This is a genomic window from Acinetobacter sp. 228, assembly GCF_048147885.1.
On sequence record NZ_JAYWYV010000002.1, the window covers coordinates 72,314 to 87,566 of the forward strand.

11 protein-coding genes and 1 pseudogene are annotated in these 15,253 nt (G+C 37.7%); 4 read left to right on the forward strand and 8 right to left on the reverse strand.

The window, feature by feature from the left end:
* Positions 1-20 precede the first annotated feature (20 nt).
* From VXQ92_RS01810 to VXQ92_RS01825, 4 genes are all read left to right on the forward strand, one after another.
* Entirely contained in the window at positions 21-509 is a 489-nt protein-coding gene (locus VXQ92_RS01810) for a hypothetical protein (protein ID WP_416680103.1), read from the forward strand.
* Between the two features lie 242 nt (positions 510-751).
* Complete coding sequence (locus VXQ92_RS01815) at positions 752-1,426, forward strand: molecular chaperone (RefSeq protein WP_416680105.1); 675 nt, start codon at positions 752-754, stop codon at positions 1,424-1,426.
* A complete protein-coding gene (locus VXQ92_RS01820; RefSeq protein ID WP_416680106.1) occupies positions 1,426-3,849 on the forward strand; it encodes a fimbria/pilus outer membrane usher protein in 2,424 nt (807 codons plus the stop codon). The genes VXQ92_RS01815 and VXQ92_RS01820 overlap by 1 nt, the downstream gene beginning before the upstream one ends.
* Before the next feature lie 691 nt (positions 3,850-4,540).
* On the forward strand, positions 4,541-6,484 hold the full coding sequence (locus tag VXQ92_RS01825; protein WP_416680107.1) for an ATP-binding protein: 1,944 nt from the start codon (positions 4,541-4,543) through the stop codon (positions 6,482-6,484).
* A gap of 1,097 nt (positions 6,485-7,581) precedes the next feature.
* Here VXQ92_RS01825 and VXQ92_RS01830 read toward each other — a convergent pair.
* From VXQ92_RS01830 to VXQ92_RS01865, 8 genes and pseudogenes are all read right to left on the reverse strand, one after another.
* Positions 7,582-7,860: a DUF971 domain-containing protein gene (locus VXQ92_RS01830; protein WP_096902715.1), complete on the reverse strand. Its 279-nt coding sequence runs from the start codon at positions 7,858-7,860 to the stop codon at positions 7,582-7,584.
* Positions 7,847-8,839 (reverse strand): HEAT repeat domain-containing protein, encoded by a 993-nt coding sequence (locus tag VXQ92_RS01835; RefSeq protein WP_096902714.1) that lies wholly within the window; start codon positions 8,837-8,839, stop codon positions 7,847-7,849. The genes VXQ92_RS01830 and VXQ92_RS01835 overlap by 14 nt, the downstream gene beginning before the upstream one ends.
* A 7-nt stretch (positions 8,840-8,846) precedes the next feature.
* Positions 8,847-9,668, reverse strand: coding sequence for an ABC transporter ATP-binding protein (locus VXQ92_RS01840; RefSeq protein ID WP_144723747.1), 822 nt, complete (start codon positions 9,666-9,668; stop codon positions 8,847-8,849).
* Positions 9,668-10,390 (reverse strand): annotated as a pseudogene (locus VXQ92_RS01845) (ABC transporter permease); the annotation flags it as partial. The gene VXQ92_RS01840 and the pseudogene VXQ92_RS01845, both read right to left, overlap by 1 nt.
* 168 nt (positions 10,391-10,558) lie before the next feature.
* Positions 10,559-12,004, reverse strand: a complete 1,446-nt coding sequence (locus VXQ92_RS01850; RefSeq protein ID WP_416680109.1) for an ABC transporter substrate-binding protein — start codon at positions 12,002-12,004, stop codon at positions 10,559-10,561.
* A 9-nt stretch (positions 12,005-12,013) separates the two neighbouring features.
* Complete coding sequence (locus VXQ92_RS01855; RefSeq protein ID WP_096902711.1) at positions 12,014-12,259, reverse strand: 4Fe-4S dicluster domain-containing protein; 246 nt, start codon at positions 12,257-12,259, stop codon at positions 12,014-12,016.
* 47 nt (positions 12,260-12,306) lie between these two features.
* Positions 12,307-14,052 (reverse strand): fumarate reductase/succinate dehydrogenase flavoprotein subunit, encoded by a 1,746-nt coding sequence (locus tag VXQ92_RS01860; RefSeq protein ID WP_144723746.1) that lies wholly within the window; start codon positions 14,050-14,052, stop codon positions 12,307-12,309.
* A gap of 29 nt (positions 14,053-14,081) precedes the next feature.
* The gene (locus tag VXQ92_RS01865; protein WP_163171361.1) at positions 14,082-14,822 is read right to left on the reverse strand and encodes a GntR family transcriptional regulator; all 741 of its coding nucleotides are present in this window, start codon (positions 14,820-14,822) and stop codon (positions 14,082-14,084) included.
* Positions 14,823-15,253: the final 431 nt, after the last annotated feature.

Genomic DNA, 15,253 nt, shown 5'->3' on the forward strand with positions numbered 1-15,253 from the left:
TTTAACTTAGAGATTTAACAATGAATTCATTGCTCAAATTATCCAGTCTACTCTTATTAAGCATGGGGGCTTTTGCGGCGCATGCTGCGTCACAAAGCGTAACGGTCAACTACACCCTTACCATACCTACAGTATGTACACTATCAGGTAACGGTACATCCATTAACAAAACTCTGCCGCATGAGGGTACCGCAGTAAATCAAAGCATTGACGTGAAATGCAATGTCCCTTATTCAATCAAAGCGCAATCTGCAAACTCAAAAGGGGTAAACCAGTCTGCAGTGATCAGTACTGCTAACCCAACGCTAAATATTCCTTATAACATCACACTGACTGGCGGCCCGAATGCGGTAAATGTCAATAGTGGCGTCCCTGTAACTGTTGCGCCATCTGCAACAACCAGAACCGATAGCTATACTCTATCTGCAAAAACACCTACAGCTATTGCAATTGAAGATTATATTGCAGGAATCTATACAGATGCTGTCATGGTAGAAATCAGCTACTGATCCTACAGGCGTGTATGCGTAGGATCGTCAACCGCATACATGCCTCATATTTATTCCTTAAAGCCTTGAGTTAAGGCTCTGATCTTTTGGCTTGACGCAACAGCATTGCGGCATAGTTTACACGCTATTAAAAGCCATCTTTACTGCTGATTTGCAAATAAAATACTGCATGGTTTTGGGGAACCTTTATGTCTCATTCATCATTAAAATACTTGTGCTTTTTAGCCAGCATCGCTGGCCTGATGACGGCAACTGCCTATGCCAATGTCACAATTTACCCAGTTAAAATGCAAATCAATGGGGAAAATCGCCAGCGTACAACAACTATCAACCTTCATTCTTCTGCGGACGAAGCACCCAAGAATTACGAAGTCAATGTTTATAAATGGACTCAGGATGAAAATGGTAATGATGTTCTGACACCAGATAATCAGCTCGTAATTAACCCTGCTTCATTTGTACTAGAGCCCAACAGTAAACAAATGATTCGTATGGGCTTTAAACAGTCGATTTCAGAAATGAACTTGCAAAATGAAGAAGCTTGGAGGATTAAAATTTCGCCATTGCCAGATGCAAAAAAATCAAACGGCATTAAATATGCCTATGGTTTTAATATACCGATGTTTGCAGGCAAAGATTTTAAGCCGGATATGTCATTCCATTTGGCAAAAAAAACAAATAACCAATCTTTTATTAATGCCAAAAACTTAGGCACTGGACATTTCCAAATCATAGGCTTTACGCTGCAAGACTCGTCTGGAAACAGCATTTTCAAATCTAATGAAATGAAATATGTTTTGGCACATCAACAGGTGCAGCTGAATATTCCAGCTTTTAAACCACAGCCCGGACTCAAGCTGATTTTAGACACCGCAGATGCAAAATCGTTAAAATTTGACATTGCGGAGCAAGAATAATGAAAATTCAAACGAAAACAGTACGCAATATCGTCAAATCCCCTTCTGTCTTAATTTTAATCTGCTGTAGCCTTCATTCACAGCATAGCCTTGCTCAATCGATCTCTGTGGGAACAGTAACTCCTGAAGCTGCACCAGACTTGCCTGAACAACATTCACTTGCGAATACGCCTAAAGCGGAAAATGCTATTTTAGGACTTTGGATCAATGGTGTAGATCTTCAGCAAGAGACATTCATTCTCAATATGAACAAGCAGCGTTATATTGAATGCAGCATTCTTCAGCAAGGCTTTGTCAATACCGCTCAATTGAGTATGTTAAAACAAGATAATATTCAATATTGTTTAATTGAAAATGCTGGCTTCAGCAGTGAAATTGATACACAGAAGCAACTATTTAAACTGAATATTCCTGCGCAATATATGCTCAAGCAAAAGCTCTCCTCACAGCAGCGGTATTTACCTGACTTGCCTAATTTGGGAGGTTTTATTAACTATAATGTGTATTTTCAGGATGGTGATTACAGTAAGCAAGCCAATGCTTCAACTGACCTGAATTTATTTTGGAAAAATGCGCTGTTTAACAGCAGCCACATGTTCCGTAAAAACTATAATGATCAGCAAACCTATTTTCAAAAAAGCAGTCGTTTAAACACGTCCTTAAGTTTTGAGTTTCCTGAGCAAATGACCACCTTAAAATTGGGTGATAATGTCAGCAACTATACTGGACTAAATCAATCTTTCTATTTTGGTGGTCTAAGCTTCGGCACTAACTTTAGTAGACGCCCCAATTTTACCTACTGGAATACACCATCTGTTCAAGGTAGTGCCTTAACACAATCGACTGTAGATTTATTGATTAACGGTTCACAGGCCTATAATGCCAAAGTAAACCCTGGCCAATACAATATTGACAGCAATATTGGTTTTTCAGGTTTAGGCGATGCTCAAATTATTGTCAAAGATATTTTGGGCAATACTACAGTGCAAAATATCTCGGTTTTTGTCGATCAACGGCTGCTGCGTCCAGGGCTGACAGATTATAATATTTCCGCTGGTAAACTGCGCTATAACTATGCTTATGACGACAATGATTATCGCGACTGGTTTGGCAGCGGCTATATCCGCAGAGGCATAACAGAGTCAACAACTTTAGGTGCAACAGCAGACTACAGTAAAAAACTGGAAAGCGCCGGACTGATGTGGAGCCAATATCTCTATAAGCTGGGATTACTGGAAGTCAACTCTGCCTACAGCCATGCAGATGAAGCAGGTTTAGAGGGCTATACGGTCAATACTGAGTTTAAGCGCAATACACAAAATTACAGTGTTGGCCTGCGCGCGCAGTATTATAGTTCAGGCTTTCGTATGCTAGGTTTAGAAGAGTACAGTGATAACAGCTATCTTCCTCAGTGGGAAAACCAAATCTATGTATCTAAAAATCAGATTCCCTATCTGAACAATCTTTCGCTCAGCTACATTGAACGAAAATACCGTGATGAGTCAAATTCAAAAGATCAACAGCTGTTCAATTTAAGAACCAGCCGTACATTGACACAAAACCTATTTGGCAGCTTGGGCATCTCCTATGATGCTAAAAGCAATGACCGTGCCAGTGTTGATTTCATGCTTAGCTACAACTTCGATGACCGCAAGCATTCCATCACGCTAAATCAGCATGATGATGATGAAACCAGCGTACAGTTCAATAAATACAGTTACGAAAATACAGGTTTTGACTACAGCATCGGCACAAGCCGCTGGCATGATGTTTATTCAGGCAATGCATCTGCAACTATGAAAACGAATGTCGGCGATCTTAATATGCAATACTTGCAAACAGATGACCAAAAATATTACAGTGCCAATTATATGGGTTCATTGGTGTGGCTAGGCAAGCGCTTAGATTTGAGCAAATATATCTCGGATAGCTTTGCACTGGTTCGTGTTGAAAATAGCCCAAATGTCGATATTTACAGTAATGGTTCATTTATTGGAAAGACTAATAAAAATGGTGAAATTTTCAGCTATAACCTATATGGCTATACTGAAAATAGTGTGGTTTTTGATGACAGTCAGATCAGCATTGAAAACAGTTTCACTCACTCTTCTCGCTCGATTATGCCAATCAACCAGCGTGGATATATCATTGATTTCCCAATGGGAAAAATTGCAAGCCACAACATTACCTTTAAATTTATTGATCAAAATCAGCAGCCGCTTGAAAGCGGAAGCATGGTAAACATTGAAGGAATTGCACAGGGTAAATATCCAATTAACAGTCAAAACTTAGTGACTGTTTACGGTCTAAACCCACAAAGCTATTCTATTAAAGTACAAACGTCTAATCAGACTTGCTCAAGTCAGTTTACCTTAGAGCCTGATATAGCTAAGGATGAAATAGTCGTTTTAACTTGCCAATAAAGTACAAAAAAAGGAGCTGTCAATCAGCTCCTTTTTACTGACTTATAAAATGATTTGGATTGTTCAACAATCCAAGATCTATTGTTTAATCCTGCTGTAACGCGTCATTCATACGCAGATACAATCATACTAGGTTCTATAATTTGCATAATAGAGGCATAGGGATTCATAGGTATATTTGGATTCCCGTTCTCCGACTTAAAAATAATCCTTCCATTTGCAAAATTATTTCATTTAAAATCAAGCTTAACCTGTTTGCTACATCAGGTAAGCCTTGCTTATAAAAATGGCTTTGATCTGCTGTGATTAGGTGTACAGGCATATTGGGTGATTTACGCATTGTGCGCCACCGCCAAGCGGATATAGTTCTGAAAATATGCGCTTCAATGTCTTTCGGAATACTGCGCATCACCCCACCCTAGCTTGAATACCATGCGCAAATTAATCATCAAAACACTGTGTATCAAAATCTTTGAATAAGAAGTTATTATTCAAAGTTGGCATGCCTCATCAAAACCGCTCCAGTGAGTATCCAATATTTTCTTTGAAATATCATGAAATTTATCTATATATTTTTGTTCAAAAAAAATATACTTTACAAAATTAGTCTTTGATTTTTATATTTTATTCATTCTGACTAAATATCAAATTTATCCAACTTTTAAAATAAATGAATGGGGAAGCAAGTGTAATGGCTCTGGGATTTGCTCAAACTTCATTTAAGCTAAATCATGACGCTTTTATCATGGCAGTCTTCACTTGTTTCATTTTATGTATAGGATTGTTCAATACGGCATTTGCTGCTTCAACTATTCAACATCCCAAAGATGTATGTCAAACAATAATACAGAGCATAATGGCAGCTCAGGGCAACGTAAATCAGGAAATGCAGCGCCCTGTTCAAGGCTGGGTTAACCTTGAAAAATTACCGGATCGCTGGGAAAAACGTTGGCCCGAGTTTCATGGTATAGCTTGGTATAAGATTCACTTTAGCTACACCTGTGACACTAATATGTCCAATCCACCGCTTAGTTTTGCTATAGAGGGAATCACACAAAGCGGGAAAATCTTTTTAAATGACGATTTGCTATGGCAAGACTTATACCTAAAAGAGCCAGCATCCCGCAGCCAGTATATGCCCCGTATATGGAATTTGCCCACATCTAGCTTAAAGCAAGGTCAAAATACCTTATGGATACAAGTATATGGAAGTATTACGCAAAAATCCGGTTTAGGCCATGTTGCTTTAGGCAATTATCCAAGCACATACAGTCTGTACAAAAAATGGCTTTTAGAAAAAAGAACACTTCCTGAATTCAATACGATGGTCAACATTGTAGTGGGAGTGTTTTATCTTTTGGCATGGCTGGCCAACCGCAAAGAAAAAGCATTCTTATGGTTTGCAGTGACCGGCTTAGGATGGGTTATTTACAGTTTTTGCTTTTTATATACCGACCCGATTTATTTTCTTTCCTTTATCAACATTGACCGTTTACAGAATATTATCTTCTGTATTTATACAGTCACGGGCTGTTTAGGTGCTTGGTACTTTGCAAATAAGTCATTTCCACGTATCCAAAAATTACTCTTTATCTTCTTAGCTGTGGCTACTGTTTGTATTACTTTGGCACCAACCAATCAAGTCAGTACAGTAATACAATTTTTCTTTTCAGTTGCTGTTGTCATCTTTTTATTAAAATGTATTACCTATCCTTTTATTGCTTATAAATCAAATTCTCCAGAAACTTATTTACTAGCCGTATTGTATTTAATCTACTTACCCATAGCTTTTAATGATGCGCATTTTATGTTCACTATGGAGGGGCGCCCGCTTTCACCTTATACTGGGCCTTTTACCACCATGGCGCTTGGCGCTATTTTAGCTATGCGTTTAGCCCGAAATGCACGACAAATTGAACGCTTTAATAAAACACTTGCGGAAAATGTAACTCAAGCCAAGCAGGAGTTGACGGCGTCATTAGGGCAGCAGCATAAGCTTTCGATCGAAAATGCTCGGCTGCAAGAACGCATTCATTTATCTCATGATTTGCATGATGGCTTAGGTGGCTCTATTGTCCGCTCAATCATCACAATGGAACAAAATGATAAAATCACTAAACCACAAGTGCTATCTATATTAAAAATGCTGCGCAGTGATTTACGACAAATTGTTGACTCAGGTTCCAGCTTCTCCTGCAAAGTCCCTTCTAATCCTATGGAATGGGGAGCGCCTATTCGCTATAGATTTATCCAACTCTTCGAGGAAATAGATATCCGTTCACACTGGAACTTTGAAAAAACATGGAAAAATATCCCTATATCTCTGCAATGCCTTACATTAACAAGAGTTCTAGAAGAGGCTCTCACCAATATTGTCAAACACAGCCAAGCATCAGAAGTTAACATATCTTTGACGGAGACAGAGAATAATAAACTGATGATGTGTATTTTAGACAATGGTATTGGCTTTAATCCCAAAACAGTAGAAGCTGGACTGCATGTTGGACTGCAAAGCATGCAGGCGCGCATTCATCGTTTGGGTGGCGAGTTTAAAATTGATTCACAGCCCGGTAAAACCTCAATTCAAGTACTTTTACCTTTGACCATTAATAAAATAAATAGAGATGTTTTCTGAATTGATTAATGCTTGCTGATATGAGAAGAAGTTGGTTTTCAAATAGATTTTAGCAGCAAGGTTCTTCATTTCGAGATTCTTTTACTAAAAAAGAAGCGCTCAAAATAGCTATGATTAACAAAGCCCATAGGGTCTATCTTTTCAAGCTATGAAGTCGCAATTTTTACTAGGTTCATGAACCGAAATTTTTCTAATCTATACTTTATATTGGCTTAAGTAATTAAATTTATTATTAGATTAATAGAAATTAAATTATGAACTAGACTTTAGATAAACATAAGTTAAATTGAGTACATGATACTTTAAGTTCATTAATATTGATATAGACTAATGATTACCCCTTTGGACTGTCAAGTCCTTATAATGCTGAAACTGTTTATAGACTTTAATAACTTCCCATAAATAGTTGTCCATAAAAGTTAATTTTGAAATTTTCAGCAAAAATAAAGGTAAAAGTGAAATCACCAAAAATTAAAGCTAATTTTGAAATAAAAACTCTGTTTCCTCAAGTTTTGAAGATTCATATCTAAACAATATGTAATGCAATATCTTTTACTAATCTTAATAGTCTTGAGATAAGTTCTCTAAACTTATCCTCTTTAATTTTTCCCCATCACCTTTGGGAGTTTAAATAAATATAAATTTATTGGCCCTTATTTATAAATTATTGTTTTTATGAATAATTTTTTACTTTTAAAAGCTAACTTTTTTGCAAAAAAGTGATCCATTTTAAAGAAAAAGATGAGCCCTATTATAATAAAAAATATTATAAATAAATTAAAATACTTATCTATATTTATTTTTTGTGATTCTAAGTAATAGAGGGTTAAGGAAAATATATAAAATATATTTAATAGTAGCATAGATATTATCTTTCTTATTTTTATTACTAGGTTTCTATAGGGTAGTAATTTCCTATATTTTATTGCATACTTTTTTCTATATAAATCTTGTGATTTCATAAGTTTAATCTAATGATTTTTTTATATTATTAATATTTAGTATTATGATTTAAAATAATTATTTTTCTTAACTATCTAATAATTTAGTATAAGTAGAAGATGAAAATTAAAGATTAACTTTCATCTTCCAAAATTTCACGGAATATTTTTTAAATATTCCCAAGGAAAAATACCTTTATCATGCCCATCACTGAAACAGATTTGAATACCATAACCTTGATGATTTAATTCTGTCACAAATACATGTTGATCATGAGTCAGGGCTATATTTTTAATACGCTTTGAACGACAGAATGCACATGGGCAGATTTCACGTAATCGTTGGTAAGAAAAACGTGCTTGATAATCAGGCCAAATAAAGTCTATAGCCTGTGATTGCACATCAACTTTAAGTTCAGGCTTAACTGCTTGCATGGCATTCTCGAATTTGATTTAAGCTAATACGGATGGCTTTACGAACTTCGGGATCTGGATCTAATTCATGAGCTTTTAGTAAAATTTCTGCTTCTTGGCCACCAATTTCTCCTAAAGCCAGTGCAACTTCTTTACGTAAATTACTAATTTCATAAAAAAAGTTATCCGCTAATCCATCAATAGCTTTAACAGATTTTAATAAACCCAAACTACGCACGGCTGGTATTCGTACTTGCCAATACGAATCAGACATTAACTGGATGAGTTGATCTTCAAGCGCAATTAATTTTAATTTACCAACGGTCAATGCTGCTTCAATACGCAATTGCCAGTCATCAGCAGATAAACCATGCTGTAATGCGTCAATAATATTTTGTGTAGGCTGCTTACTATATGCTAAGCCCCCGGTAGCAATTCTACGTGTTTCTAAATCACTTTCCTGTTTGGCAATATGCGCCAAACTATCTAAAGCGGATTCTAACTGTAACCAGCTCAAAGTGCTGACTGCTTCACGTCGTACGAGTACATTTTCATGATGTATATTTGACAGAATTTTTTCAAATAAACTGACCACACGTAAGGGTTTCAGAGCGCGTAAAATAGCGACTTTTACTTCAACGGCATCCTCATTAAGAAATGGTGCGAGTACAGTTGCCGCCTGAGGATTTTTGACTTCACTTAAACTTTGTGTGGCTGCCTCAATCACTTTCTTTGACTCATCAGAAAGTGCATGTGCTAGCGCGAGAAGACTGGTTTCATCTTCCCACCCCTCTAAACGCTTAGCCGCTTCTTCTCGTACAATTTCAGCAGGGTCATGTGACAAAGCATGATAGAGCCAAGGCAATAACTCTTCCCGCTCTTCATCTGCAATATTCATCAATGTAATAAAACGAATTTTTTCATCATCTTGATTCAGCTGATCAAGTAAATCTAAATCATCTTCATCAAGTATTTCTAGTTGTGGGTAATTGGGATTCATGAATGATTTAACCTTCTGTAACAGCTTTTTTCGGGAGACCTAGGGGATTCAAGCGTTTTAAATTGCTTAAGTCATCATGTTTAAGCGCCTGCATACAGTATTTTTTCAGCTCCACAAATTCAGGCGTGGTCACGATTTCAATATCTCGTGGACGTGGGAAACTTAATGGGATTTCTTCAATAATTCGTCCAGGTCGATGACTCATAATCAAAACACGGTCTGATAAATAGAGTGCTTCATCAATATCGTGGGTAATAAAGAGCACTGTAGTTTTGATGTTCTGCCAAATTTCCAAAAGGAGTTGCTGCATATGGACACGCGTTTGCGCATCTAATGCTCCAAATGGCTCATCCATAAGGAGAACTTTAGGCTCATTAATCAAGACACGTGCAATTTCGACACGTTGTTGCATCCCACCAGAAAGTTCAGCAGGAAATTTTTGCTCAAACCCTGTAAGGCCGACCAAATCAATCATTTGCTTAGCTTTTTCTAGACGTTCCTTAGTAGGTATGCCTTTCATTTTTAAGCCAAATGCAATGTTTTCGATAATACTTTTCCACGGAAATAATGTGTGGTGTTGAAAAACAAGCCCTCGATCCGGATGCGGTTGATGCACGACTTCATGATCAACTAATAAATCACCTGACGAATAACCTAGATGGCCTGCTAAAGCACCTAATAAAGTGGATTTACCGCAGCCTGAAGGTCCAAGCAAACAGATAAACTCTCCTGGTGGAATATGAATATTGACATGATCCAATGCTTGAAAACGTTGTTCGCCTTTACCTAAATGCAGGCATAAATCACGTATTGTTATTTCACCTTGCATTAAGATTTCCTCATTTGATACCAAGGCGTAAATTTATGTCCTAATCTGCGCACAATAAAGCTACTGAACATACCTAAAGCACCAATCAACAGCATACCTACAACGATGCTGCTATAGTTTTGTAGGGTAAAAGATTCCCAAGTAAAATAACCAATGCCATGTTGTCCTGAAATCATTTCAGCTGTAACAAGACAGAACCAACAGGTGCCCATCCCAATGGATAAACCCGTAATGACGTTAGGTAAAGCACCTGGAATGATGACTTCACGAATAATGGCTAAGTTGGTTGCACCTAAACTTTTTGCAGATGCAATTAAACGTGGATCAATCGCATCTACACCATGAATGGTATTCAGTAATATTGGAAATAATGCGCCAATAAACGTAATGTAAATCATGGATGCTTCTGAAGAAGGAAAAACCAAGATGGCTAATGGAATCCATGCCACAGCAGGAATTGGTCTCAACACTTCTAAAGGTGGCATTAAGAATGCTGCAATGCTCTTAAATTGACCAATGAATAAGCCAAGTAAAACACCTACACCTGAAGCCAATAAAAAACCTACGAGCACCCTAAAAATACTTGAGCTCACATGAGCCCATGCTGTGGGTAATTGTAAAAATCGTAGGATGGCATCAACAACTGCTAATGGCGTTGGCACATGACTAAAATTAACCACACCTAAATTAATTTTATTCATTGCCAAAATTTGCCATACAACTAAACTCAGCAAGATCGCAACTGTGCCCATCAGAAGCTGATTCAGCTTCTGATGGCGCTCTGTGAGCCAACGCATCGTTGTATGCGCATTCACACGTTTAAAATTTTGTTCGGCAATGCTATTCACACCGATATCCCTCATTGTTGGCTAATCGCTATACAACGTTTTTTAGTTCACGAGCTGTTTGACAGCGTTAAAATCGTAGACTTTGCCACCTTGAGCTTTAGCCCACTGAGTTGCATCACCTTTCAGTAAAAATGCATGAATTTCACCAGCACGGTTGGTTGCAAACCAAGCTAAATTGGATAACAACTTGATATCATTTAGCGCATCTTGGTTATAAACCACACGCACAGATTTACCTGCTGATTCAATCGCTTTTAAATCCTTAAATGCGTGTTCTGGAGTTTCATAATGACGTACCTTTTCTTCACCTTTGACCCAAATTTGAGTCACGCGATGAAAGGTTTTAATCTCTTCACCTGTAAGTGCATCTTTGGACACTAATGGAGATTTGCCATAATTATTTAATGCTTGGCTGTAATCTAAGTCAGATGCTGCAAAAGCATCTTTGATATATTTGTCTTGAATAAACGTGTTGATATCAACGTTTCCGTTATTTTTACCCAGATATTGCAGTGTATCGACAGCGACTTGTGTTGCCTGCTTGTATTCAGTTTTCCACGTTAAGTCACGCGTTTGTAAGCCGAGCGGTCCATGGAATAAATAAATAACCTCAGCTGGAATACCCGTTTTCTCAGCGATGACTTCGCTGTATTTTTCAGGTTCTTTTTGTACGAGTTGATCGGCTTCTATCGTCGCTTTTAAGTAGGCTTTTATCACTTCAGGATGCTGTTCAGCATATTGCTGATTGGCTAAGACGCCATGAAATGTTGCTCCTTTGGCTTGAGAACCATCGTAAATTTTCTTAGCAACTCCCTGGTAGGCAAAGAGTTCACCAAATGGAACAAAATCCGCATGTGCATCAATCTTATTACTCTTTAAAGCAGGTCCAGCAACTTCAGGTGCCTGAGCAATAATCTGTACGTCTTTATTTGGCTCCCAGCCTTGTGCTTTTACGGCACGAAGCAATAAACCATGAGCCGTTGATGCGAACGGTACTGAAATCGTTTTACCTTTTAATTCAGCAAATGACGTCACATGAGATTGATTTGGAACCACAATAGCATTACCACTGCCTGTGATACTACCAGAAAGCGGCGCCAAGAAAATACTGGCTTTGCCTGCTTCTTGAAAAGCGACTAAATTATTGACCGCTGGAAATTCTGCCATGACCCCTATATCTAAGCGGTCTGCAACCATTTCGCTCGTTAAGGGCGCACCAGATGTAAAGTTTTTCCATTGGATATCATATTTAACATTTTTATAATCACCCTCTTTAGGAAGGTGTTTCTCTAACAAACCTAACTCTCTAACCAATAAACCGCCTGTCGCACAGTTAATTGTCGTATCTTGTGTTCCAATCGCAATTCGAACCTTACTCACTGGTGCATCAATGCTGCTCTGCTCTTTACTCGTACAGCCTATAAGCCCAACTGTACCTAGTACCACCATTTTACTTAATAATATTTTTTTAGCTGCGAATGTAGACATTTTTTCTCTCTATTTTAATAAATACGGAATATTTACGTGGATTGCATCTGTTGGACAGTCTTTTTCACACGGCATGCAATACCAACATTCATCAAATTGCATAAAGGCTTTCTGGGTAACTGGATCAATTGCCAACAAATCCATTGGGCAAACATCTACACATACGGTACAACCTTTGTCTGCAATACATTTATCTTCATCGACTAAAACGGGTGCAACGGTGCGGTGTTGAACTTCTTTAAATATTAGGGCCATATTTTTTCCTGATTCATCTGTCAAAAGCATTGATTTAGCGACCTGCCTTAGATTGCTTCGGCTGCTTTCAAAGGTTGATCTTTTTGAATACGTAATTGGTTATAAGAATCTTTTTCTTGTGCCTCGATTGGCACAACATAAGGTTCAACTGGTTTTTTAAAGCTAACCATGTTGTCGTTTTCATCTTTTTTAAGATGCGTATGGCAGAACCAATCGCTATTATTTGTTGCTGGAAAATCAGCACGATAGTGATACAGCCCCCAACGACTTTCAGTTCGGAATAATGAAGCGCGTGCAGCCATTTCAGCACAGTCACGAATGAAGGAGACTTCAGCTGCTCGCATAAGTTCATGTGGGTTGTTGGCTTTAATCTGCGCGATATCGTGTTTGATTTCTTCAAAACGACGTAAGCCAATTTCTATTTTTTGTCGTGTTTTAGGGGGTTGTAGATAGTCATTCACAAATCGACGTAATTTGTATTCGACTTGATCTGCTGGTAAACCTTCTTTTACTTCTAGTGGTGCATAAATTCGTGCTTTTTCAGCCTCAATGTCTGCCTGATTCAGCTCACCCGAATCAATATCTGTAACATATTCTGCGGCATTCTCACCAGCGAACCAACCATAGGTAAATGCGCCCAACATATAGTTATGAGGAACCGCAGCCATATCACCAGCGCTGTATAAGCCTTTTACAGAAGTCTCTGCTTTCTCATTGACCCAAACACCAGAAGCACTATGTCCACTACAGAAACCAATTTCTGAGATATGCATTTCCACCATATCTTTGCGGTAATCTGTGTCACGTCCTTCATGGAAACGACCGCGACTTGGACGTTCATTCGTATGTAGAATTTCTTCAATTGTTTGAATCGTTTCTTCAGCTAAATGATCCATTTTCAAGAATACAGGACCATGACCACTCTGTAATTCTTGATAAAACTCCCACATCATCTGACCACTCCAGTAGTCACACTCAATGAATCGTTCACCTTTACTGTTTGCCGTATAACCACCTAAGGGGCCTGTTACATAGGCACATGCTGGACCGTTATAATCTTTAATTAACGGGTTGATTTGGAAGCATTCTAAGTTCGATAACTCTGCGCCAGCATGGTACGCCATGGCATAGCCATCACCTGCATTGGTTGGATTCTCATAAGTTCCCATGAGGTAACCAGAAGACGGTAAACCTAAACGTCCTGCTGCACCACAACATAAAATTGTAGCTTTGGTTTTAATGACATAGAACTCTCCCGTTCTACAGTCAAAGCCAAGTACGCCATTGATCGCACCCTGCTCATTTTTCAATAATTTGGTGGTCACGATGCGATTATTAATTTTGACTTGGACACGTTTCATTTGGCGATACAGGACTTTCTTTACATCATGCCCTTCAGGCATCGGTAATACGTAAGCACCCATATGATGAACTTTCTTTACCGCAAATTCGCCCGTCTCATCTTTTTCGAACTTGATGCCCCACTGATCTAATTGCTGAATCGTGGTAAAACTATGTTTTGCGTAAGCATAGATGGTGTTTTGATTCACAATGCCATCATTGGCAATCGTGATTTCTTTGGTGTATTGCTCGGGTGTGGCATATCCTGGGATGACTGCATTGTTTAGACCATCCATCCCCATAGAAATAGCACCACTGCGTTTCACATTAGCTTTTTCAATCAGTAAAACACTTAAATTGGGATTCGCTTGTTTCGCTTTAATTGCTGCCATTGGACCTGCGGTGCCGCCACCGATCACTACAATGTCATACTCTAAATATTTGGTATCCATAAGATTCCTTTTGCTTTTTTCTAGCTGCATTAACGGAAAATGCGTAATTGGTACTGGAAACTTTCACCTGAGAAATACAGGTATTCATAATCAATAGGTTGGTTTTTTGCATCGTGCGTTAAACGTTCAACACGTAAAATAGGTGTGTTCACATCTACCGCAAGTAGTTGTGCAAGCTCATCATCAGCTTGAATGGCATCAATATTTAAATCGGCATAACCAAGTGGAATAGATAAGTCACGCTCAATCGCACTAAAAATATCAGTACTGCGTAAATCCACTTCTTTCTCTACTAATTGTTCACCTACCGTTGCAGGTAAATAAGTCAATTCAAATGACACAGGTTCATTATTGAGTAAACGAACTCGTTTAATTTCTACAACTTGACTACGTACAGAAATTTTCAGTTTAGATGCGACTTGTATAGGGGCTTCAATGAATTTTACAGAAAGCACTTCATTTAAAATTTGATGTCCTGTGTGAGACATGGCTTCAGCAAAACCCTGTAATTGAGTAATGTTTTGGTATGCCTTTGGCTTACTCACAAAAGTACCTTTGCCATGAACTTTGAATACCAGCCCTTCTTGTGACAACTTATGTAAAGCTTGACGCACTGTGATACGGCTTACACTGAATAATTCTGAAAGCTCGTTTTCTGAAGGCAATTGACTTAGCGGAGGATATTCACCCTGTTGAATTTTGCTCTGCAATTGTTCTTTCACTTGTTCATACAAAGGCTGCTGGCTATTTTTGCTGGTAAGATCAGACATGTTTAATCAACTTGTTATAACAACTTGAGCAAACAATAATTAATGTTCTAAAGAAATGGAAATACCAAGATGTGATTTATTTATGAAAATTAACGATGAAAAGTAAAATAAGTGTTTATTATTTAAAGTAATTTATTATTATTAAAAAAATATAAGATAGATAATCTAAATAATGGCTCATGAACCAGTGATTATAAAATTTGTTATTAAAGATATATAATTTACTGATATTTAAATAAAAATATTGATGATTATTTTATGAACTAGACCTTAGGTAAACATAAGTTAAAGAAGTACACCATACAATAAGTTCATATTTACTTTCCTCTTACGTTATTTCAATTCCCATAAATAGTTGTCCATAAAAATTAATTTTGAAATTTTCAACAGAAATTGAAGCTAAAAATGAAATTAGAGCTTTTGACAGACAT